Raw genomic sequence first — 21,575 nt, 5'->3', positions numbered from 1 at the left:
AGCCTTGGCCGCCAACCCCTGGGCACACGCGCGTAGCGTCGGTCTCATAAGGGCGCCATCGGCGAGGATCCATCCTAACGCTTTCTGCCGCCCCGTGATCAGTCGTCGAAGTCGATCCTTTGAAGGAGTCGGGTGGCTGTATGGATCCCGGCACTGTTGCTGGGCGGCCGGCATCTTGGGTCGGGGGTCAGGGGTCCGGGACGATTACGTCGGTGGAAGGATCGTCGTTCTGTATCTCCCCACTGGAATCCGTAGGGGATGGCTACGTCGCGGAACTGCGGCTGCGCCGTGGCGTCGAACACAGGATGGAATCAGACATTAGCCGCCATTTCTGTGCGGTCTGTATGAATGGCGATGATGTCAGAGAGCAGAGCGTAGGCGGTCTCCACGCGGCCGGCTCCCGGTCCTGAGACGGTTACTGCGCCCAGAAGGTCGGTGTCGAAGGACACAGCGTTGGTCGCCCCGGAAACACCTGCCAACCCATGTCCGAGGTGAAGCGCTATGGGGGATACGCTGGCTGTCACCGATCCGTCCGGGTTCCGCCGTGCTGTACCGAGGAGCTTCCAGCGGCGTCCCTCGCGGGTTGCCTTCTGGATGTTCTCCGGCGTCACGGTCGAAATGCCCTGGCGTTTAACGTCTTTGAGTTCCATGCCTGCGTCGAGGAGTTCGTTGGCGAGGATGAGGACCTTGAGCTGAACGTCGTAGCCTTCGATGTCTGCTGCGGGGTTTGCCTCGGCGTAGCCGAGTTCCTGTGCCTCGCTGATGGCCGCTTCGAAATCCAGTCCGGCTTCCATCCTTCCGAGCACATAGTTGCTAGTGCCGTTGAGGATGCCTTCGAAGCCGTTCAGCTTCAGCCCCGCAAACATCTTCTTGGCCAGCCGGATGACGGGGGTGCCGCTCATGACGGCGCCTTCAAACTCGAAGTGCACGCCGTTCTGTTCGGCCAGGGAGGTCAGCTGGGCGCCGCGGTGGGCAACCGGGCCCTTGTTCGTGGTGCAGACACTCTTGCCGGATTCGAGGGCCCATCGCACGTGGGAAACCGCTGGTTCGCCGTCCTCGGGATTCGTGAACGTGGCCTCGCAGATGATGTCAGCCGTGCAATTGCGGATGACTGCTTCGTTGTTGGTGTCCGCGGATCCGCCGTACCCGGAGAAGTTATCACTGCCACCGTCCAGGCGGAGGGCAAGGGAGAGATCGATGCCCTCGGGTTTGGCCAGGGAACCGAGGTGCAGGTCGGTGATGGCCACCACGCGCAGGCCAAAGCCCAGCTCGGAACGCAATGCCTCACCGCGTGCTGCAATCAGTTTGGCCAGTGTCCTGTTGACGCCGCCGAAGCCGATCAGCGCAATGTCATACGTTGTCATTGTGCTCCTTCTGTCCGTTCCATCGATCCTTCAATGCTGACCGCTTTCCAGGTCTGTCAGTGCATTGGCTGTGTCAAGTGATTCTGGCCCCGGCGGAACGGGGCGGATTATGACCGTCATGACGATTTCCTTCGGGGCCGATTCGGTTTGCTGTGGCTTCCTTCTACCTGTCAGTCGGAGGCTCGCGGGCCGCCAGGACAGAAGAACATCCCTGCTACTCGTGCCCTTAGGCATAACCAGGGAGTGCGTGAATAACGGTCAGTTCAGGGGGCAGGGACGTTCAGGACGACATCCCAGCCCGACGGGGAAGTACATACTGGTCTCAATGGCCATCTATCCGTCCTCGTCCGAGACGGCCACCCGGTGCACTTGGCCGAGTTGGGCAACATCCGCTACTACCGTCTCGGAGTTGGACCGGGCTGGGACGGTGACCCTCAGACTGAGGTGGCGCATGGAGGTGTCTGGTTCATCCCGTACATCAATCCCTGTGACCACAGTGCCTGAGGACTTCAACGTCTCCAGAATGGGTGCCAGGGTTCCCTGCCTTGCCGAATATTCGATTTCCAGCTGGACCTTTTGCTTCTGACGCCACTTGCTGGGCCTAACAAGCCTCAAGCCGATAAGCGTGATCAATACGAAAACAGTTCCTACGGAAACCTCCAGATACGAGCCTCCCGCGGCGGCAACGCCGCACGATGCCGCCAACCACACTGTCGCGGCAGTGGTGAGTCCTTTGATTGCGCCGCGGTCTCTGATGATCGCCCCCGCCCCGATAAACCCGATCCCCGAGGCAACCTGCGCGGCGATGCGTGCCGGGTCCACGTTTGGTCCATGTGTAACGTCAGCGAAACCGTACGCCCCAGCCAGCGAAAACATAGCCGCCCCCAGCGCAACGAGGACGTGGGTTCTGACTCCGGCGGGATGGCCGGTGATCTCTCTCTCGATGCCCACGACGAGGCCAGCGGCCACGGCGGCGCCAAGTCGAAGGCTGATCTCAAAAACATCCATGTCTTTCCCTCTGACGTTGGGCTTGGGGATGGCCGTGCGGATGACCTTGATACCGCGGCCCTCGCCCAGCCAGTTCATCGCGTACTGCATCGAGTCGTAGTCCAGGGGCCGGCTCAGAAAGTGAGCCTTGGGAATTGGGATCGGTACCGGAGGGGGCTCGATCGAGGGTGCGGGTGGATTCAGGGTTGGCCTGATATGCCGCCTCCTCGGGCGATGGTCGCTGGCCCGAGGAGGCTGTCGCTGTTTTGATAATTTTCTTTCTGCGCTGCTCTGTTACAGCAACCCGGTGGTGGTGTGTTGAGTGGTGAAGCGTTGTCTACCGAGGAGGGTTATGGATTCGGGTTCGATGATGGCCCAGATTCCTTCGAGGTTCGTGAGTTCGGCGCTGCCGCCGGTGAGATGTTGTTGAAGGCACGTGATCGGGCCTGCGTGGCTTACGACAAGCAGAGGCCCTGTTTCTTGCCCATGGGCTTCGGTCAGTGCCTGATGAACTCTCGCCACGGCCGAGGCGGGCGATTCCCATTCCGGGGGGTCGATGGCCTCGGTGGTCAGGCGTGTCCAGTCATCGACGAATGCCTTTTGGGCCTCGTCCTTGGTGAGGCCCTCCCAGCTTCCCAGGTGCCGCTCGACGAGTCGTGCATCGGAGTCAATGGCGTCGATACCTAGCTCCTGGGCGAGTGCGTGTGCTGTCTGGGCAGCTCGTTGCAGCGGTGATGAGAGGACTTGGGTGAAGATTCTCGGCAGCAGGGGCGCGGCTTCTTGTGCCACCTGCAGCCCTTCCGCGGTGAGGGGCGGATCGGCACGGCCCTGCCATCGGCCTTCGGCATTCCACACTGATTGGGCGTGGCGGATCAGGAGGGCGAGTCGCCCGGTCATGATCGTAGCTCCAGAGCGTCCTGACGAGAGTTCGCCCTGTTGCCGGACTGATCGAACCACAAGGCAAGGTGCGATGTGTAGGAGATGGGTGTCTCGTCCGGGATGTGTTCGATATCCGCCGACAGCCGGACCGTCAGTTCTCCGTACGCCGTGCGGTATCTGGCGAGGATCTCGTGTCCGAAGTGTTCACTTCCCAGCAGGTGGCCGGCCCCCAGCTCTTCCGTTCCGACTGGATGTCCAAGGTGGACGGCTTCAGAGCGGAGCCCGAGAACCCGGTCGTCGGGCAGGGTGAGGAAACTGATGGGTGGGCTTCCGACGAACTCCGCTACGAAACGGTCAGCGGGCGAGAGATAGATATCGCGTCCGGAGCCTTCCTGCGCGATCACTCCTTTGTTCATCACGATGATCCGGTCCGCCAGGCTCATGGCTTCTGACTGGTCATGGGTGACATAGATGATGGCAGTTTCGGTGAGACGACCGCGCAGGCCTTCGATCTCGTTGCGCATCTCGTAGCGGAGCTTGGCGTCGAGGTTGGATAGTGGCTCGTCCATGAGAAGAACTTTGGGTTCTTTTGCCAGGGCGCGGCCGATGCCGACGCGCTGTTTCTGTCCGCCCGAGAGTTCGCGAGGATAGCGCTCCAGCAGATGATCGATCTGCAAGAGGCGTGCGACTTCTTCCACGCGCTCCCGCACTTCCGCTTTCGGCAGTCCGCCCACGCGTAGTCCGAGTCCGATGTTGTCTCGGACTCTCTTGTGCGGATACAGAGCGAAGTCCTGGAAAACGAGCCCGACTGGCCTGTGCTGCGGTTGCTCTTTGGTGAGGTCGGTGCCGTTGAACAGGATGTGCCCCTCGGTAGGTTCTTCGAGGCCTGCTATGCAGCGCAGCAGAGTGGTCTTGCCGCACCCCGATGGTCCGAGAAAGACCACGCATTCACCCGGTTGGACCTCCAGATCGACTCCGCGCAGCACAGGGGTACCGTGCCCGAAACTTTTAGTGAGCCCGGAGATACTGACCGCAGCAGTCGATGGATTACTTGACATTGAGGGCCTCGATCTCGGCCTTGGCCTCATTGAGGACATCAGCCGGGTCTTTCTGTCCGGCGAATCCGAGAACCCAACTGTCTCGGAAGGCATCCGCTGCGCGTGCTCCGTCCCGCCCCCCGAAGGCCGGTAGTTTGGCCAGGGACTTCATGGCGTCGATTCCGGCCTGTCGTGCTGGCTGTTCTTGCAGCAGCTTCTGGACGTCAGGATCTTCGAGGGCGCTTGTGCTGCCGGGGAGGTAACCGCTGTTGATGAAGGGGAGCTTGGTGGCCTCAGGACCTGCAAAGCAACGGAGGGCTTCCGCGGCGGCTCGCCGCTTTGCGTCGGACTGGGAGTACATGACCCACATGGCTCCGGATCCGAAGGCTGTGTAGTCACCTGAATAGTCTGCGGCGTGGGGGACCTTGGTGGTACTGAATATGGGCCCAAGGCTCTTCAACCGTTGCGGCAGAGAGGCGATGCTCCCGATGTGCATCGATGACTGTTGAGTGTCGAAGGCCTGCGTACTCTGGGAGTTGTCCGCGTAAACGCCGACAGATTTGTCCTTCACACCCTTTGAGAGTTTGGAGAGCAGTTCGATTGATTTATCCGAAGCGAATTCGGGCTTGCCGTCCTTGACGACGGTGGCACCGGAGTTGGCCATGATGGTCGGCACGGAGAAGTTGTTGGAGAGTGCATAGTCGATGCTCAACCCGACACGGCCCGTGCCCGGGTTGGCGAGTTTGGCAGCGTCGGCCAGCAGTTCGTCGATGGTGGTTGGCGGCTTATCGGGGTCCAGGCCGGCTGCCTTGAAGTGCTCACGGTTCCAGTACAGTACCGGCGCGCTGACGGCGTAGGGAACGCCGACTTGGACGCCGTTGCCCGCTTTGGCCAGGGGCAGGAAGGAGTCCAGTCCTGCGAAGTCTGAACCGTTATCGACCAGATCGGTTAGATTGTTCACCGCTGGAAGGTCGGAGAGGGGTTCGACGTTGCCGATACCCTCGAGGGTGATGTCTGGCCCGTTTCCCGACGCGATGGCAGTCTGGGCGCGGTGGTTGAGTTCGTTGTAGTCGGCGCCGACTGATTGGGCGTTGATGGTGAGGTTCTTGACCTTGGCTTCGCAGGTTTTGACGATGCTGGCGATGGTTCCGTCGAAGAGAGTTGGGTAGGTGTACCAGAGGCTCACCGTGGTAGGCTCCTCGATGCCTGGTGCGAAGGCGTCCTTGGCTGGAGCCGAATTCTGAGTGCTGCTGCACCCGGTGAGGAGGCCAGCGGCGGCCAGTATGGCGGCTAAGGCCGCGAAGGCGGGTTGGGATTTCATGTCTAGCCTTTCAATCCGGTAAGGGCGATTCCTTCGACAAAGCGTTTCTGGGCGAAGGCGAATGCGATAAGGAGAGGTAAAACAGCGAGGGTCGATAGGGCCATCTGGCCCCCGTAATCCCGACCGGTCTCGGCGTCCGCGAAGTAGGAGATCCCAAGAGTGATCGGAGCGATACCGAAGCCTTGAGTCATCATCAGCGGCCAGAAGAAGTCGTTCCAGCGGCCGACCACGCTGAAGATGGCGAAGGCGGTCACTGCAGGACGTGCAAGAGGGAAAACGATGGTCCACGCGATGGACCATTCCGACAATCCGTCGACCCTCGCTGCGTCGAGCAGCGAGTGCGGTAGGCCACGGAAAAACTGGTAAAAGAGGAAGACCCCGAAGGCACTCATCCCAAAAGGCAGGATCAGCGCGGCATAGGTGTTGACCAGACCGAGGTTTGCGAAGCCGATATAGACAGAGAGTATTGTGACTTGGCTAGGGACCATCAGTGTGAGCATGACGAGCCAGAACATCAGTCGGCTACCCCTGAACCGAATGCGGGCCAGCGCGTAGGCGGCCGGTACTCCGATGCCGATTTGCAAAATCAACACGGCAGCGCAGACGAGGATCGTATTGCCGAAGAGTTGCAAGATCGGGACGCGGTCGAACACATTCTGGTAGTTCTCCAAGGTGAGCTGATCAAGCCCGGTGAAGATCTGGTTCGGTGCGACAGACCGTGGTCGAAGGGATGAGACCACCATCCAGACCATCGGCAGCAGACAGATGGCAGCGCCTATCCACAACCCGATGGACGTCAGGGCCCCTAGTAGGCGGGTCGGTATGTTCCGACCGAAAGGTGCGGCGCTCATTGCGGTCCAGCCATAGGGCTGCGGCGTGAGATCGTCCACTGCACGGCGGTGATGGCCAGTGTGAGAATGAACAGGACCAGAGAAACGACGGCCCCGGTGCCGAAGGAGGAGTAGGTGAAGCCTTCCTGCTGGATCATCATCGATAGCGTGGTCGTTGCACCAGCCGGGCCTCCATCAGTCATTATCTTGGGAGCATCGAATAGTTCCACTGCGGCGATGGTGCCGATAATTCCTGCGAACGTCGTCGTAGGGGCAAGCATCGGCCAGGTGATATGCCAGAAACGCTTGAGACCGTGCAGGCCATCCAGGGCAGCGGCTTCGTAGACGGTCCGTGGGATGGCGGCGAGGCCTGCGAGGAAGAGGATCATCATGTAGCCCGTTTGCCGCCAGATTCCAAAGGCAATGATTGACGGCAACGCTGTGGATGAATTGAGCAGCCAACCCGTGGGTGGTATCCCGAACCAGCTTAGGAACTCGTTCAGCAGACCGACTCTCGGGTCGAGAATGAACTGCCACACGACCGCCATCGCGACCAGCATTGCTGCTGTGGGCATGAAGTAGATCGCTTTCAATGCGCCCGCACCTCGGAGGCGACCCATGATTCCCACGGCGACCAGTAAGGCAAGTGCGATGGAGACAGGTACCGTGATGATGGCGTAGATGACGGTATTCCCCAGCGCGGAGATGAAGCCCTTTGATTGGAGCACCGTGACGTAATTGTCGATGCCAACGAACTCGAATGCCGGTCGCAGAGGGCTCCAGTCGAAGAATGACAGCGTGAAGTTTGCGACTGCGGGAATGATGGCGAAGGCCAACAGGAACAGCAGTGTCGGCAATACGAAGAGCTGACCGATCCGGGTCCGGCTCATGCGGCGCCTGCCTACCGGATGCTCGACGGTAGGCACGATTCGAGGTCTAGCTGATATTGAATGCGGTGATGTAGTCATGTCCGTTCACCTCCAGGATCGACATTTCAAGGTCGTGTTTGGTGTGCGCTTTACTGCGAAGAGTGCGAGCCGTGACGATGGGTTCCGGAGCAGAGGCATCGAACAGTTCCCGCAGCACCCGGCCATCGCACCCCGGGGAGCCAACGCCGTGGAGGCTCAGGATGGTAGGAACCACATCGACGATGCCCGCCGGCACTTTGGATGGTCCCGTGCCCTGCACGCCCGGACCACGAACGATCATTGTTGAGCGCAGTTCGTAGGGAGACAAACTGCCATGGCCGCTGTGGAACTTGCCCGCGGAGCCGTCGAGGAGATAGTGGACGCCTGGGACGCCGAACTCGTTGGGTGCCTCCGCCGACAAAGGTGCGAGCACGAGGTCAGGGGCCGTATCGGCCGGGTGGCAACGCAGGAGATCCAAAGCGAAATGGCCGCTTTCGCTGCCTTCCTGTAGCCTTTTGCCGAGGAAGCAGCCGGCAAGCCATGGCTGTTGGTCCGCCCATTCCTGAATGCGATGGGCCGTCGAAATCTCTTCGCACCACACCATCGCAAGTCCTGTGGGAACGATCGTCACCCCGGTCAGGTCGATGCTGTCCTCTCTGAGGCGTTCGGCGACATCGATCGAACCGATGGTGCGAGCAAATCCGTGGTCCGAGATGACGAATACGGTCAGGTCACGTCCTGCCGCGAATGACTCCGCGCCTTCCAAGAGGCGGGAGATCGCGGCATCCAAGTGAGTGAGAGCGGATCTTGCCTCCGGGGAGCCGACTCCGAACCCGTGCTGTGTCTTGTCGGGTTCGACGAACCAGCATACGAGCACATCTGGATCCACTTCGGGAAACACAAAATTCACGCTCGCGTCGACCGCATAGTCGACGAGCTCGGCGGTACTTGCACCATCACGAAGGCTCGGCGCCGGGCCCATCTTCTCCAGAAGGGCGTCGTTGGCCCATGCCGGTTGTGCGTGGCTTCCGTCGGGCCCCGGGCGCAAAGACAAGGTCACTCCATGGCCGAGCTCCACGCCAGGATTTAGCACGAGCGCGCCACCCGATGAGATCGTGGACACCACCGCCAGGGTCTGCCCTGCCTCGGCGAGGCGGTGGCCCAGGCTCTTTACGCGTAAGAGCTCCTCGGGTTCAAGGCCTACCGCCGAGACGAAATCAGCCTCCAGTGTGTTGACCGCCGATTTCCCGTCCGCAGTCCGAAGATAGTTACCAGACAACCCGTGGTTTGCCGGGTAGCACCCGGTCACCAGGCTGGCGGCGTTCACTCGTGTCACCGTAGGGATCGAGCTGAACGACTGTTCCACCCAGCGGCCCTCGGAGCTTAGTGCTGAGATTGTGGGCGTGATGTCAGGATGGATCTGGTCTGGACGCAGTCCGTCAACGACAAGGACCATCGTCAGTGGTCTGGTACCCGTGTTCATAGCTGCTGCCCCTTGCTGATGTCTGCCATCTGGTCAAGTGCCTCGAATGACACCGGTCCGCGCCGCAACGCAACGGCAATGCGCAACGCGTCGACAACGGTTAGGTGAACGAGACGTCCAGCCGATGCTTCCAAGCGATAGCCGAGGGACCTGCCGCCCGAAACCAACGCAATATCACTAACTTCTGTAAGCGGCGATTTTGCGAAACTCGTCACCGCGATAACGGTGGCGCCGGCCTCCTTCGCGATCCGGGCGGCATCGACAGTCTGCTTAAACGCGCCCGAATGGCTGATAGCGACGCAGACGCCGCCCGCCGGTAGATGCCGCGCCCCAAGATGCTGGCTCATCGGGTCGCTCGGCGCGAACGCGAGCTTCCCGATCGCCGTGAACCAGTACGCCGCATCGGCGGCGACGCAGCTCGATGAGCCCCCGCCAAGGAACAGAATCTGCGGGCTGGGTGCCAACGTCTCGACGGCGGCCATGAAGTGCTCTTCATCCACGGTCATCTGAGCATCGGCCAGCCCTTGCGAACCCGCACCCAAGATTCGCCGAAGGACTTCACCCGAGGAGGCCGACTCATCCAAAAGGCCAGTGGGGCCCTCCGCCTCAGCCTCCCCCGTTCGAACCAAATCCTGCGCGATCGAGATTTTTACATCTTGGAATCCCTCAAACCCGAACCGCCGGCAAGCACGTACGACCGTCGCGGCTGACACCCCGACGAGTTCAGCTACCTCCGATACGGACGAACGGACGACAACGGCAGGCTGGGTCAGCAACACATCGGCGATACGTCGATCGCTCGTGCTGAGTTGCGGGAACACGATACGCAACCGGGCAGCAACCTCACCCGCCCCGATCTCGCACTCGCTCAAAAACTCCAACTGTTCCGACACTCTCACTCCTCCTGGCACCCAACGACTTGTGGGCGCCTCTAAATCACAGAGTACATACGGCGCACAGTCATTGCAATGAAATTTCAGGTGAACGTGGCCTTAACTGAAATTTCATTTCTTTGAGCAGGAAAAATGGCCCGCTGCCGGGACTTCCGTCCCCTGATTAGGGGGGCCTGGCTCCTCAGGATGACGGTGACGGAACCTGGTGCAGGAGCTCAGTGCTACCAGCCGTTTCCGCAGAACCAAACCGGTCAGTGACGCTCCTCGACACCGTCATCGAACCAAAGCCAAAGTCCACCGACTTGCCGGGAAGCGCTTCGAAATCCGGGAGACCGACGAGCCCTCCGAACGTGGCATTGAAGGCATGGAACGCATGCGCCTGTTCCGCGACGACACCGAAATCCGCGTCCAAGTCCTCTACCGCGAACTGTCCGCCAACTAGCCGGTTCACTGCTGCAGGCTGCGGATGGGGGTCTATTGCCCAGGTGGTTTGGCGTCGGCAGGCGTGCCGGGATTCTGGCGTCGGAGTTGGAGGATTTGGCCGTGGGCACGGTTGCGCTGATGGGCATCGACGGTACCATCCGGGTTCAAGCTTCCCGGGCCTACCGGCGGGACGCTGCTGCGGAGACCATCATGGCCGCCGTTGAAGACTGCGCTGATGAGTGTTTCGTCGGGCGGAAATCATCGGCATAGGTGTTGGCGCGGCGGGCATGGTCAACGCCCGCACGGGCACCATCATCTCTATACACCTGACGCCCGGCCTGAATGGACTCGAGGTCGGTCCCCAACTCAGGGAACGGTAAGGTGTCCCGGTCCTCGTTGATCACCATCCGAGAGTTCAGGCGTTGGGAGACCGCTGGTTTGGCCTGGGCAGGCACCTGCAGGACTTTGCCTCCGCCTACACGGGCGAAGCCCTGGGCTTCGGAATTGTCTACCAGGGAGCCATAGTCCGTGGGAAGGACGGCGCAGGTGGCGAATCCGGACACACCACAGTGCAGCTTGACGGAGCACCCTGCCGCTGCGGACGCCAAGGCTGTTGGGAAACCGTCGCTACCCTCGGGTGGCTCAGGGACCCGGCAGCAGAACTGCAACTGCCTCAAGCCGATTCCATGGACTCAGCCGCCTTGGTGGCGTTGTCCACCAAGGGAAACGCTGCCGCAGCGGAATTATTGGATCTTTATGCCCGAAATCTGACCGTTGGAATGGCCAACAACGAAGAAGTCTTCGGCTCTGGAACCTACATCATGCACGGCGACGTTTGCGGCGGAGGGGAAACCATGCGTACAGCCATTCAGGCTTGGATGACAAAGCTGCCCCTCGGCCGAGGGGCAGCCGGCTACCGTCCTCTTTGCCGACACGCAGGATCCCATGACTCTCCTGGGCGGCGGAGGACTCATTCTGTTCTCAACGTTCTTCACAACCGTTTAGCCGCTCTGCGGCCCGAAGGGGCTCGATCTCGAATGGGCGCATATGGCCTGAGCCCGTAGCTATTGCTGGCTCCCCTTGCTGTTCTCAAGAGCCGGCTCTCTGTCATCTTCATAGCCGGTGACGCCGGCCAAGTTACGTCCGGCGATGTAGCCGAAGGTTAGTGCGGGGCCCAGGTTGATGCCTCCTGCGGGGTAATGCCCACCCATGACGGAGGCTTGGTCGTTGCCCGCGACGTAGAGTCCGTTAATGGGTTGGCCGGTGGTGTCCAAGGCGCGTGCGCGGGGGTCGGTGGCGAGGCCTGCGAACGTTCCGAAGGATCCGGGGAGCACTTTGACGGCGTAGAAGGGTCCTTTCTCCAGTGGGCGGAGGGATGGGTTGGGGGTGTGCTTGGGGTCCCCGCCGTATTGGTTGAATTCGGTGGCTCCCCGATTGAAATCGGAGTCGATGCCCTTGCGCGCGTTGTCATTGAATCGGGCCACGGTTTGAGCCAAAGCCTGTTGATCGATGCCACATGCGGTGGCCAGTTCTTCGATGGTGTCGCCTCTTTTCAGGTAGCCCGATCGAAGGTAAGGGAACAGTGGTACGGGCAGTGGTTTGGCCATTCCAAGCGGGAACTTGCGCACGTATTCAGCGTCCGCGATTTGCCAGGCTTCAACCGGTTCACCCTCGGGCGTGGCGTGGAGCATTCCTTCAACGTAGTCGTAATATCCGTTGGCTTCGTTGACGAATCTTTGACCGTTCCGCAGCACACCGATGCTGCCTGGTTTTGCCCGGTCCATGATGTGGGGGAAGGTTCCTGTCCGGCCGTTGCGGTAGGGAACCAGCGAGACGGGGCACCAGGCTGCGGGCGATTCAAGGTCGGTGTCGAACCTGGCACCGATGGCTTGGGCCATGGTGATCCCGTCTCCAGTGGTTTCCTTGGGAGCCAGTGTCCAGTGTTCTTCACCGGTGGGAGTCTTGGGGAACAGCTGGGCACGGCGGGCGACGTCGTTGGGGAAGCCGCCCGTGGCGAGTACGACGCCACGGGATGCGTTGATGGTGCAGCTGCCGTCGGGTGAATTTACGACGGCGCCACTGACCTTTCCTGACTGATCGGTGAGGAGACGTTTGGCGGGGGTGGAGACGCGGATGTCGACGCCAAGGTCGTCAGCTGACTTCAGGAGCCGGGCGGTAAGTGCTGTGCCGTTGACGAGTTGCATGTTTCGGCGGTGGACGAGCAGGTCCAGGATATGAAGTCCTACCCGCCAGGTTGCATGCAGCAGTCCGCCAATGTTGCCTTGGGATGCGGAGAGGAATTTGGTGAGGTCGGGTCCGGCCATGATGCCCATGCCCAGGAATGATGTTTCGTAGAGTTGGTGGCGTGCCTTGGCTCGTAGCTCCGGCTTGATGTTGCGGGCGTTGATGGGTTTGGGGCCGACGGAGCGGTTTCCGCTTCCCGCGCCCGGGGTTTGCCCGTAGATGTCTTTGATCTTGGCCCCGGCGACGAACTGGAGGCTCGTTTTGTTGTGAAAGAAGCCAACCATGTGAGGTGCCGCTTCCAGGAATGCTTCGATCCTTTCCGGGTTGTAGCTTCTACCGAGCCGGTGCCGGAGATAGGTTCGGAACAATTCGCGGTCCTCGTGGATTCCGGCTGCCTTGGCCAAGGGGTTTCCCGGGGTCCAGGCCCAGCCCCCGGACCAGCTTGTGGCACCGCCGCAGACGTCCGCCTTTTCCACAACAATGACTTTCAGGCCGTGGTACGCGGCTGTGACCGCTGCCGAGAGCCCGCCGGCGCCCGATCCGATCACTAGGACATCGCAGTCCAAGGTAGAGCGTGGCGTTGTGCTTGTTTCATTGATACTGGTGGTCTTCACTCGGTTTTGGCCTTCGTTTTTCTAGTGACGGACGGGGAAGCAGGTGCGGGCTATTCCTGGCCGGCACCTGCTTCCGGTCTATTGCTGGGAGGGACTGCGTGCTGCTTGAGCTAGTGGTGTTCCTTGTTGGCCCATTTGTAAGACCAAAGGCTTGAGACCAGTGCGATGAGGCAGAGTCCTGCAAGGAGTGCTGCCGCAGGAATCCAGCTGCCACTGCTGGCCATGAGGGCAGTAGCGATCAGGGGGATGAAACCACCCACGGCGCCGGCCAGTGCATAAGCGAATCCGGCACCGCTGTATCGGATCCGGACATCGAACATGTCGGTGAACCAGGTCTGCTGAACGCAGGTGGAGATGTTGTGTCCAAGATTGATGAGTGCGACAAAGCCAAGGATCATCGGGAAAAGGTTTCCGCTTTCAAGGGCGGCGAAGAATGGGGCAGCTGAAAGCGCTGCGGCCAGTGGACCGATGATGTAGAACCATTTCCGGCCGAACTTGTCAGCGAGCCGACCCCAGAACGCCAGGAAAGGAATGGCCAGGACCATGGCGACCATGGAAGCGGTTAGAACAGTGGACGCTGGGGTGTCGGTGAAGTTCTTGACGTAGGCGAGCGAGAACGTGAAGCCCATGTAGAAGGTGCTTTGGTCCACCATTCGCATGCCGATCACGGCCAGGATCTTCTTGGGGCTGGTCTTGAGAGCTTCTGCCAGAGGAGCCTGAGCGGCTTTGTGCTCCTGTTTGGTGGCGGCGAACTCGGCTGATTCCGGCACCCCGGCTCGGATCCAGAGACCGACGAGGGCGAAGAGAATGCTGATCACAAATGGCAGCCGCCAGCCCCAGGCAAGGAACTGTTCGGGGGTGGTCATGGCGGTAACCAATGAGAATGCGCCAGTGCCGAGCAGCAAGCCGACGAAAGAGCCGATTTGGACGCCGGTGGCCAGGAAGTTTCGTTTGCCAGCCGGCGCGTTTTCCACTGCCATCAGGGCCGCGCCTCCCCATTCCCCGCCGACGGCGATGCCTTGGATGGCCCGCAGGGTCACAAGCAGGATGGGTGCTGCTACACCGATTGCGGCATAACCGGGAAGCAAGCCGATAGCAGTGCTGGCGAGACCCATCATGATGACGGTGATGAAGAGCATGGTGCGGCGACCGTACTTATCACCAAAATGCCCGAAGATGGCCCCGCCTAACGGGCGGAACAAAAATCCGACGGCGAAGGATCCCATGGAGGCCAGCAAGCCGGCGACTTGGTTGTCGGACGGGAAGAACAAAGGGCCGAACACAACGGCGGCCGCCGTGCCGTAGAGGAAGAAGTCGTACCAGTCGACGATGGCGCCTACTGTGCTGGCCAGTGCTGCGCGGCGGCCAGCCTTGGCATTCACCGCTGCCCGGGGAGGGATAGGGGTGCCCATGGCTGTGACGCTCACTGTGTTGGGGGTTTGGGGACTCGTCATTGCGGTTCACCGCAACCTTTCTGTAGCTCGGCTGCATCTTTGCTGGCGAGCGGGATGAGTGCTTTAATGACTACGTAGTCATTTAGTGATTTTGATCATACGCGCATCGTTGGATCGCGGTCAAACATCTATTGAGCAGGACGGAAGTTATGAAGAGAACCATTGGTCTGGCCCACTTGTCAGCGTTGCATTTGAGTCCGCCCGAACTGGTGGACGCTGCGGCTGATGCCGGTTTTACCTCCGTAGGCGTTCGTGTCTTCCCTGCCACTAAGGGCGAATCGACCTACCCGATGGCCGCTGGCTCAGAGTTATCTGCGCGGATGCTGGACCGACTCGCTGACAGGGGAGTAGCTGTACGCGACGTGGAGGTATTCACCCTCGATGGGAACCGAGGCCGTGCGGAGTGGGCGCCCGTCCTTGAGGCGGGGGCAGCACTGGGGGCCAGCGTTCTTAACGTCATCGGGAGCGATCCGGACGCCATACGACTACGGGATAGTCTTTCCGCGCTGGTTGAGGATGCCAGAGGATTCGGGATCCGGCCATCCGTTGAGCCCATTTCATACCAGCCACTTTCATCCGTGTCCGAAGCGGGACGCCTTGTAAAGCAAACCGGTTGCGGGATCATGCTCGATATTCTGCACTTTGTGCGTGCCGGCGGTCGGATTGCGGAACTGCAACATCTGCCGACGGAGGCCGTGACTGTTATTCAACTCTGTGACGGTCCTGCCGACACCCCTGACTTGCCGGTCCCTCGTGCCATGCCCTTGGGCCAGGACGTCAATGGATCCCGGCGGCAGATCGAATCCCGTTCAAAGAGACTGGCCCCCGGGGAAGGTGTCTTCCCCCTCAGGGAGATACTGGATCTTTTCCCGGATACGCCGGTCAGCGTAGAAGTCCCGGACGTCCTGGCTGTCGAGGCGCACGGCACAGTTGCGCATCTTCAACACCTCTATGAGGCAGCTGCGACGCTGACTCGAACCTCCCCGAAAACTGAAGCGAAGTGAACACTATGAGCGAACTTACCCAAGCAGCAACAGCCCGGATCGCCACGCCGGAGACCTATTGGCCTGGCCGTTTTCAGGACCAGGTGATCCTGGTGACCGGTGCCGCAGGTGGACTCGGCTCTGACACGGCGGACCGACTGGCACGCGAAGGTGCCAAAGTTGTCTGCACCGACGTCTCTGCCGGCGGCCGGGGTGACGGCAGCAGCCCGTCCAACTGCATGGCGTTGAATGTCACCCAAAGGCAGGACTGGGACCACATCGTGAAGGACCTGCTGGAGCGGTACGGCAGGATCGACGGGGCGCTCTTTGCCCACGGCGTACAGGGACCTGAGGTTTCCGTGACGGACATGCCGGCAGAGGGATGGGCCAGGACCCTGAGCATAAATCTGGACGGCTGCCTTCACGGCCTTGCCAGCATCCTGCCGGTCCTCACCGGCCGGGCCTATGGCAGAATTGCCATCCTTTCATCCATATCCGCGCGTGAAGGCAATCCGCACCAGGCGGCTTACTCTGCGTCCAAGGCCGGCCTTGTTGCGTTGGTGAAAACGGCGGCGAAAGAGGTGGCCCCCTATGGTGTTACGGTCAATTCCATCGCACCCTCCATGATGAAAACCCGGCTCCTTCAGGACCTGAGCCCCGAACGAAATGCCCAACTTCTCGCCAAGGTTCCTATGGGCAGAGTCGGGTTGCCGGAAGAATTCTCCGCGCTGGCCACATGGTTGCTTTCCGCGGAGGCCAGCTACATGACGGGACAGACCCTGGACCTCAGCGGCGGCCGCAACACCGCCTAAACCGCAGGAGCCGTCGTCGCTCGAATCTGCAGGCGGACCGGAAAGACGGTCTTCATCGTTTCGCTGGGGGGCTCACCTTCAATCCTCCCAGCGAGACGGTCCACTGCCAGATACGCCATTTCCGGGATCGGCTGATGCACAGTGGTGAGGTTGATGAAGGCCCATCCCGCCGGACCGGAATCATCAAACCCCACCACGGAAAGATCCTGCGGAACACTGATTCCCAATTGCGCGGCGGCATCCAGGACGGCAAAGGCCAACGCATCCGTCACACAGTAGACGGCCGTGGGCCGATCGCCGCTGTTCAGCAATTCCAGCGCGGCCCGAACACCCTCATCATGGGTGAGCCGAAGATGTCGAACCCACTCTTCACGAATCTGCAGCCCTCGCCGTTCCATGGCCGCCCGGAAGCCGTCCTCACGGTCCCGCCCATTGGAACGATCTCGCAGCGTGGTCAGGACACCAATGTGCTTGTGCCCCAATTCTTCGAGATGGGCGACGACGATCTCGCCGGCACGTCGGTCATCAGCAAGTACTGCCTCGACCTCAACAGTTGTATCGTCGCGACTGAGCAACACCACGGGGGTCCCGCGCTCCAACACCCTGCGGACGGCGGCGGAAGACTCACGTGCTGAGACAAATATCATGCCGTCGACCGTTGCAGTGTCAAGGACGTCAACAGCGTCAGGATCAGGTGAGATGTCCGGATCCCTGATGAGGACCATCCGATACCCACGCTCGAGAAGCCTGTTTTGCAAGGACTCAACAATGACCGGGTAGATGGGGCTGGTCAGGTCAGCAACAACCACCCCAACGGCGTGGGTCCGTCTTGTCACCATCATGCGGGCAGCGGCATCGGGCACGTACCCAAGCTCCCTCGCCACCGACAGAATCCGCGCTTTCGTGGCCGGAGCGACGGACGGATGCCCCCGAAGAGCGCGCGACACCGTCGATTGCGACAATCCCATATGACGGGCCACGTCAACGCTGGTTACCATTCCACCATCGTATTTCACCGATCCTGGTCGATCGGTAAATCCAACCGCATAGCGGACTAGCGCTGCGAGGTGGCGCGCCGCAGCGGTTCTTGGAAAGTTCGTGGGGAGATTAGCCGTACATCGCCCGCGCACATGTCAGGTGGCCACATGCAGTGGAACAATTTATGGCTTTCTGGTACATGGCTGGAGCCATAAGGCTCTGGAATGCTGGGACACGCGGCGCCCCTAATGGCCGTCGTTCGTCCCTTCTCTAGGAGTTAAACACAATGTCGTGTGCGCACGCAGCGGGTATAAGTCCCGCAACTTTCGGCGTCCTTCGGCTGCCCCGGACAGTCGTTGTCGGCGCCGGGCAGCGTTTCGCCGTCGCTGATATCGCAGCCCAATTCGGAACGAACGTCCTCATATGCACGGACCCTCGATTGGCCCTCTCGGAGGAACTCCAGGCATTGGTCCGGATTCTGAAGGACCGGGACCTGACGGTGCGAGTATATGGGGATACTGAGGCCGAGTTGCCCACTCCTGGCATCCTGGCATGTGTAGAGGAGCTCGATGGTCAAGAGACAGATGTCATTGTTGGTTTTGGCGGTGGCAGCTGCATGGATATGGCAAAGGTTGTGTCCGTTCTACTGACGCACGGCGGCAAGCCAAGCGACTACTATGGCGAGTTCGCTGTTCCCGGTCCCACCAAGCCTGTCATCGCCGTTCCCACCACTGCCGGCACCGGGTCTGAAGCGACGGCAATCGCCGTGGTCTCCGACCCCGACCTGGGAATGAAGATGGGCATATCGAGCCCGCACATCATCCCGTTTGCCGCCGTGTGCGATCCCGAGCTGACATACTCCTGTCCGCCCTCCCTCACCGCCGCCACGGGCGCAGACACCTTCGTGCACTTGGTCGAGTCGTTCACTGCCATTACCCGCAAGCCCACTGCCGCGCTGGCCAATGAACGGGTCTTAGTCGGCAAAAACGTGCTGACAGACTCGATAGCCCTGAACGGCATCGGCTTGGTTGGACGCCACTTGGTGACGGCCTACAAAGACCCGGAAAACGAAGAAGCACGGGCCGGGATGATGCTGGCAGCCCTCTACGGAGGGGTAGTCCTCAGCAATGCAGGAACTGCCGCGGCGCACGCTATCCAGTACCCGGTAGGTGCAATGACCCACACACCCCACGGCGTAGGAGTCGGCCTCTTGTTGCCATACGTTGTTCGGCATAATTTCGAAGCCATCCAACCTCAGCTGGCGCAGATCGCCAAGGTCCTGGGTCGGGACATCGGCGAACTCGACCAGCGCGACGCCGCCCTGGCCGGTGTCGAAGCCATCGATGAGGTCATCGCTGCCATTGAACTGCCCGCGACGCTGAAGGATATCGGCCTGCAGGAAAGCGACCTCGCCCACGTCGCCGCATTGTCGTTGAATTCCAAACGGCTCATCGACAACAATCCCGTACCTCTGGACCTCGAAGCCGTGAACTCCATTGTTCATGCAGCTTTTGTTGGCTACCGCACCATCCGCTGATTGGCGGCACTTGGCGGCACGCTGGCAGCGGGAACACCGTCGAGGTGATCAACCCCTCCGACGAAACGGTTATCACTGACATTGCCGACGCTGACGTCGAAGATGGTACCGCTGCAGTTGACGCGGCGGCTGCAGCCTTTCCTGAATGGGCGGCCACCCCACCGCGGCGCCGGGCGGAGATTTTGCGCCGCTGCTTCGAATTGATGTCTGAGCGCAGCGAGCAGCTGGCCCACTTGATTTCCCTTGAGAACGGCAAGGCCCTTGCAGACGCGCGTGGAGAAGTGGCCTATGCCGCAGAGTCCTTCCGCTGGTACTCCGAAGAAGCGGTCCGGATCATCGGCGACGTGTCCGTCTCGCCGTCGGGGTCAAACCGGATCCTTGTCCAGCACCCGCCAATCGGTGTCTGCGTGCTGATCACCCCCTGGAACTTCCCGGCCGCCATGGCCACGAGGAAACTGGCCCCCGCGTTGGCGGCTGGTTGCACCACAGTGCTGAAGCCGGCAATGCTCACACCGCTGACCGCCTTGGCTATCGCCCAGATAATGATCGACGCCGGCACTCCGGCCGGCGTGGTCAACGTCATCACCACGAGTAAGACAAACGAGGTAGTCACCCCGATCCTTGCTGACTCCCGGGTCCGCAAACTCTCATTCACAGGTTCCACCAGCGTCGGTCGCCACCTGCTGCGGGAAGCGGCCGGGAACGTGCTCAAGTGCTCAATGGAACTGGGCGGCAATGCTCCGTTCCTGGTTTTTGATGACGCGGACCTCGAGTTGGCACTCGACGGCGCCATGATCGCTAAGATGCGTAACGGCGGTCAGGCTTGCACAGCAGCAAACCGCATCTATGTCCAGCGTGGCATCCATGATGAGTTCGCCCGTCGGCTTGCCGATCGGATGAGGAAAATGCGCGTTGGCCCGGGCACCGATAACAATACCGAGGTTGGACCGCTCGTGGATGAGGCCAGTGTCCGGAAGGTTGACTCGCTGGTCCGCGACGCTGTCGGCCAAGGTGCCAAACTGCTCACCGGAGGTAATCCCCTTGACGGTCCGGGATTCTTCTATCCGCCTACCGTTCTGACCAACGTACCGCTGGAGGCCCGCATGGTGCATGAGGAAATATTCGGGCCGGTGGCCTCGATCATCCCTTTTGATACCGAAGATGAGGTCATTGTCGCTGCCAATAATTCCGACGACGGCCTCGCCGCTTACGTGTTCACCGAGGACCTCCGACGCGGACTCAGGGTCTCTGAACGCATCGAAAGCGGCATGGTGGCCCTCAACAGAGGCCTCGTCTCGGACCCTGCAGCACCTTTCGGCGGAGTCAAACATAGCGGCCTCGGCCGCGAAGGGGCTCATCAGGGCCTGCTCGATTTCACCGAAACCAAGTACATCGCGCTCGATTGGTAGCCAGCGGCTCCCGACATTTCCACCTGAAAGAGAAGACCAATGACGATCTCCCACAGTAAAACCACGACGACGGCTTGGCGGGTACCGCTAGCCAGCTTCGCAGGCACCACCATCGAGTGGTACGACTACTACATCTTCGGCTTGCTCGCCGCTACCGGCGTCTTCAGTCGACTCTATTTTCCTGAGCAGGACCCTGCGACGGGACTCCTCCTGGCCTTTGTGACCTATGCCGTTGGCTTCATCGCACGGCCCTTCGGTGGCATGTTCGCGGGCCACTTCGGTGACAAAATCGGCCGTAAGCCCATGCTGGTACTGTCACTTCTCATCATGGGCTTTGCCACCTTGGCCATGGGATTGCTTCCCACATACGCCCAAATCGGAGTCTGGGCCCCGATTCTCCTGACGGTCCTGCGACTTCTGCAGGGATTCGGTGCTGGTGCCGAATGGGCTGGTGCCGCTGTCATTTCCATTGAGCATGCCCCCGCGGGACGCAGCGGATTCTTCGGCAGCTTCACGCAGATGGGCGTCCCGGCCGGGATGCTGCTTGCCAACGCAAGCGTCCTGATCGTCAAGTCCGCCGTTCCTGCTGAGGTTTTCGACGCCTGGGCTTGGCGAGTTCCGTTCCTGCTGAGTGTGGTGCTGATCGTCGTCGGGCTGGTGGTTCGGGCCAAGCTTGAGGACTCTGACGATTTCAAAGAGCTGGTTGCGACGAAACAGACCTCTAAGAAGCCTCTCGGCGAAGCCATGAAGAAGGAGTCCAAGGGAATCTGGTTGGTTGTTGGCATGCGATTGGCAGAAAACTCCGCCTTCTACCTCTACACAACGTTCTCGGTGGTCTACATCATGAGGACGTTTGGGCCCGAGCGCGCCAACCAGGGCACACTGTCTGTACTTATCGCCTCAGCCATAGGTGTCTTTGCCGTACCGCTGTGGGCGATCCTCTCTGACAAAATCGGTCGCAAACCCCTGTACCTGTTTGGTTCAATCGGCGGGCTCCTGTTCTTCCCCCTCTACTTCGTCATGACGGATACGGGCAGCGCACTGCTGGCAACGCTCGCAATCATCATCGGGCTAGCCGTCTTCCACAACTCCATGTATGGTCCCCAAGCCGCCTTCTTCTCCGAGTTGTTCTCCACTAAGCTGCGCTACAGCGGAGCGTCCATGGGGTATCAGTTCGGTTCCGTTCTGGCTGGTGGCATCGCACCGTTGGTGGCCGTGGCCCTGCTGAACGCCGGAAATGGCGAGCCGGGGTGGGTGATCCTCTACTTCAGCGGGATAGGGATCATCACTGTGGTGGCGACGATGCTTGCGCCGGAAACCCTCGGAAGGCTGGAGCGACGTCTCGCTGCCGCTGAAGATGAAGACGAGAAAGATGCAGGAGTAACCGAGGTGCGCGCCAGCGCAGGCTAGAACCTTCAA

General features: G+C 60.7%; 20 protein-coding genes. 8 read left to right on the top strand and 12 right to left on the bottom strand.

The genetic code is table 11. From position 1 onward, the window contains the following. Positions 1-311: 311 nt before the first annotated feature. From AC6JA3_RS12315 to AC6JA3_RS12275, 9 genes are all read right to left on the bottom strand, one after another. Positions 312-1,364 carry a homoserine dehydrogenase gene (locus tag AC6JA3_RS12315; protein WP_497920147.1) on the bottom strand — a complete coding sequence of 351 codons (1,053 nt, stop codon included), beginning with the start codon at positions 1,362-1,364 and terminating at the stop codon, positions 312-314. Positions 1,365-1,697: 333 nt separating this feature from the next. Next, complete coding sequence (locus tag AC6JA3_RS12310) at positions 1,698-2,462, bottom strand: MgtC/SapB family protein (RefSeq protein ID WP_051420741.1); 765 nt, start codon at positions 2,460-2,462, stop codon at positions 1,698-1,700. Between the two features lie 183 nt (positions 2,463-2,645). After that, entirely contained in the window at positions 2,646-3,248 is a 603-nt protein-coding gene (locus tag AC6JA3_RS12305) for a histidine phosphatase family protein (protein WP_051420742.1), read from the bottom strand. Further along, positions 3,245-4,216, bottom strand: a complete 972-nt coding sequence (locus tag AC6JA3_RS12300; protein WP_497920146.1) for an ABC transporter ATP-binding protein — start codon at positions 4,214-4,216, stop codon at positions 3,245-3,247. The genes AC6JA3_RS12305 and AC6JA3_RS12300 overlap by 4 nt, the downstream gene beginning before the upstream one ends. Positions 4,217-4,277: 61 nt before the next feature. Continuing rightward, positions 4,278-5,588: an extracellular solute-binding protein gene (locus tag AC6JA3_RS12295; protein ID WP_026540378.1), complete on the bottom strand. Its 1,311-nt coding sequence runs from the start codon at positions 5,586-5,588 to the stop codon at positions 4,278-4,280. A 2-nt stretch (positions 5,589-5,590) separates the two neighbouring features. Then, a complete protein-coding gene (locus tag AC6JA3_RS12290; protein ID WP_202900148.1) occupies positions 5,591-6,478 on the bottom strand; it encodes a carbohydrate ABC transporter permease in 888 nt (295 codons plus the stop codon). Then, positions 6,436-7,308 carry a carbohydrate ABC transporter permease gene (locus AC6JA3_RS12285; protein ID WP_051420745.1) on the bottom strand — a complete coding sequence of 291 codons (873 nt, stop codon included), beginning with the start codon at positions 7,306-7,308 and terminating at the stop codon, positions 6,436-6,438. Before AC6JA3_RS12285 ends, AC6JA3_RS12290 begins: the two co-directional genes overlap by 43 nt. Positions 7,309-7,354: 46 nt before the next feature. Then, the gene (locus tag AC6JA3_RS12280) at positions 7,355-8,782 is read right to left on the bottom strand and encodes an alkaline phosphatase family protein (protein WP_026540380.1); all 1,428 of its coding nucleotides are present in this window, start codon (positions 8,780-8,782) and stop codon (positions 7,355-7,357) included. A 23-nt stretch (positions 8,783-8,805) separates the two neighbouring features. Further along, positions 8,806-9,702: a MurR/RpiR family transcriptional regulator gene (locus tag AC6JA3_RS12275; RefSeq protein ID WP_051420746.1), complete on the bottom strand. Its 897-nt coding sequence runs from the start codon at positions 9,700-9,702 to the stop codon at positions 8,806-8,808. A 205-nt stretch (positions 9,703-9,907) separates the two neighbouring features. On the opposite strand from AC6JA3_RS12275, the gene AC6JA3_RS12270 reads away from it, so the two are divergent. The 3 genes from AC6JA3_RS12270 to AC6JA3_RS12260 all read left to right on the top strand — a co-directional run bounded on the left by AC6JA3_RS12270 (position 9,908) and on the right by AC6JA3_RS12260 (position 11,189). Beyond that, on the top strand, positions 9,908-10,144 hold the full coding sequence (locus tag AC6JA3_RS12270) for a hypothetical protein (RefSeq protein ID WP_497920145.1): 237 nt from the start codon (positions 9,908-9,910) through the stop codon (positions 10,142-10,144). 101 nt (positions 10,145-10,245) lie between these two features. Further along, the gene (locus AC6JA3_RS12265) at positions 10,246-10,395 is read left to right on the top strand and encodes a hypothetical protein (RefSeq protein ID WP_155854071.1); all 150 of its coding nucleotides are present in this window, start codon (positions 10,246-10,248) and stop codon (positions 10,393-10,395) included. 152 nt (positions 10,396-10,547) lie between these two features. Next, on the top strand, positions 10,548-11,189 hold the full coding sequence (locus AC6JA3_RS12260; RefSeq protein ID WP_497920144.1) for an ROK family protein: 642 nt from the start codon (positions 10,548-10,550) through the stop codon (positions 11,187-11,189). On the opposite strand, the gene AC6JA3_RS12255 is transcribed toward AC6JA3_RS12260, so the two are convergent. Together AC6JA3_RS12255 and AC6JA3_RS12250 are read right to left on the bottom strand one after the other, a co-directional pair. After that, complete coding sequence (locus AC6JA3_RS12255) at positions 11,190-12,983, bottom strand: FAD-dependent oxidoreductase (RefSeq protein WP_238324861.1); 1,794 nt, start codon at positions 12,981-12,983, stop codon at positions 11,190-11,192. Between the two features lie 110 nt (positions 12,984-13,093). Then, positions 13,094-14,437, bottom strand: coding sequence for an MFS transporter (locus tag AC6JA3_RS12250; RefSeq protein ID WP_202900149.1), 1,344 nt, complete (start codon positions 14,435-14,437; stop codon positions 13,094-13,096). Positions 14,438-14,586: 149 nt separating this feature from the next. On the opposite strand from AC6JA3_RS12250, the gene AC6JA3_RS12245 reads away from it, so the two are divergent. Both AC6JA3_RS12245 and AC6JA3_RS12240 read left to right on the top strand, forming a co-directional pair. Further along, a complete protein-coding gene (locus AC6JA3_RS12245) occupies positions 14,587-15,441 on the top strand; it encodes a sugar phosphate isomerase/epimerase family protein (RefSeq protein ID WP_347783481.1) in 855 nt (284 codons plus the stop codon). A gap of 5 nt (positions 15,442-15,446) precedes the next feature. Continuing rightward, positions 15,447-16,232 (top strand): SDR family NAD(P)-dependent oxidoreductase, encoded by a 786-nt coding sequence (locus AC6JA3_RS12240; RefSeq protein WP_051421489.1) that lies wholly within the window; start codon positions 15,447-15,449, stop codon positions 16,230-16,232. Here the strand turns inward: AC6JA3_RS12240 and AC6JA3_RS12235 are convergent. Continuing rightward, the gene (locus AC6JA3_RS12235) at positions 16,229-17,230 is read right to left on the bottom strand and encodes a LacI family DNA-binding transcriptional regulator (protein ID WP_026540386.1); all 1,002 of its coding nucleotides are present in this window, start codon (positions 17,228-17,230) and stop codon (positions 16,229-16,231) included. The genes AC6JA3_RS12240 and AC6JA3_RS12235 overlap by 4 nt on opposite strands. 266 nt (positions 17,231-17,496) lie before the next feature. Here AC6JA3_RS12235 and AC6JA3_RS12230 point away from each other — a divergent pair, with 266 nt between their 5' ends. Genes AC6JA3_RS12230 through AC6JA3_RS12220 form a run of 3 tightly spaced genes read left to right on the top strand, consistent with a single transcriptional unit; the run spans position 17,497 to position 21,566 of the window. Continuing rightward, entirely contained in the window at positions 17,497-18,747 is a 1,251-nt protein-coding gene (locus AC6JA3_RS12230; protein ID WP_035760622.1) for an iron-containing alcohol dehydrogenase, read from the top strand. Continuing rightward, positions 18,744-20,156, top strand: coding sequence for an NAD-dependent succinate-semialdehyde dehydrogenase (locus AC6JA3_RS12225; protein ID WP_497920634.1), 1,413 nt, complete (start codon positions 18,744-18,746; stop codon positions 20,154-20,156). Before AC6JA3_RS12230 ends, AC6JA3_RS12225 begins: the two co-directional genes overlap by 4 nt. 39 nt (positions 20,157-20,195) lie before the next feature. Beyond that, positions 20,196-21,566 (top strand): MFS transporter, encoded by a 1,371-nt coding sequence (locus AC6JA3_RS12220; RefSeq protein WP_026540389.1) that lies wholly within the window; start codon positions 20,196-20,198, stop codon positions 21,564-21,566. The last annotated feature ends 9 nt before the right edge of the window (positions 21,567-21,575 follow it).

This window comes from Arthrobacter sp. TmtSoilC79 (genome assembly GCF_059739405.1).
Note: the sequence above shows the minus strand (reverse complement) of the source record. Positions and strands in the feature narration are given on the sequence as shown.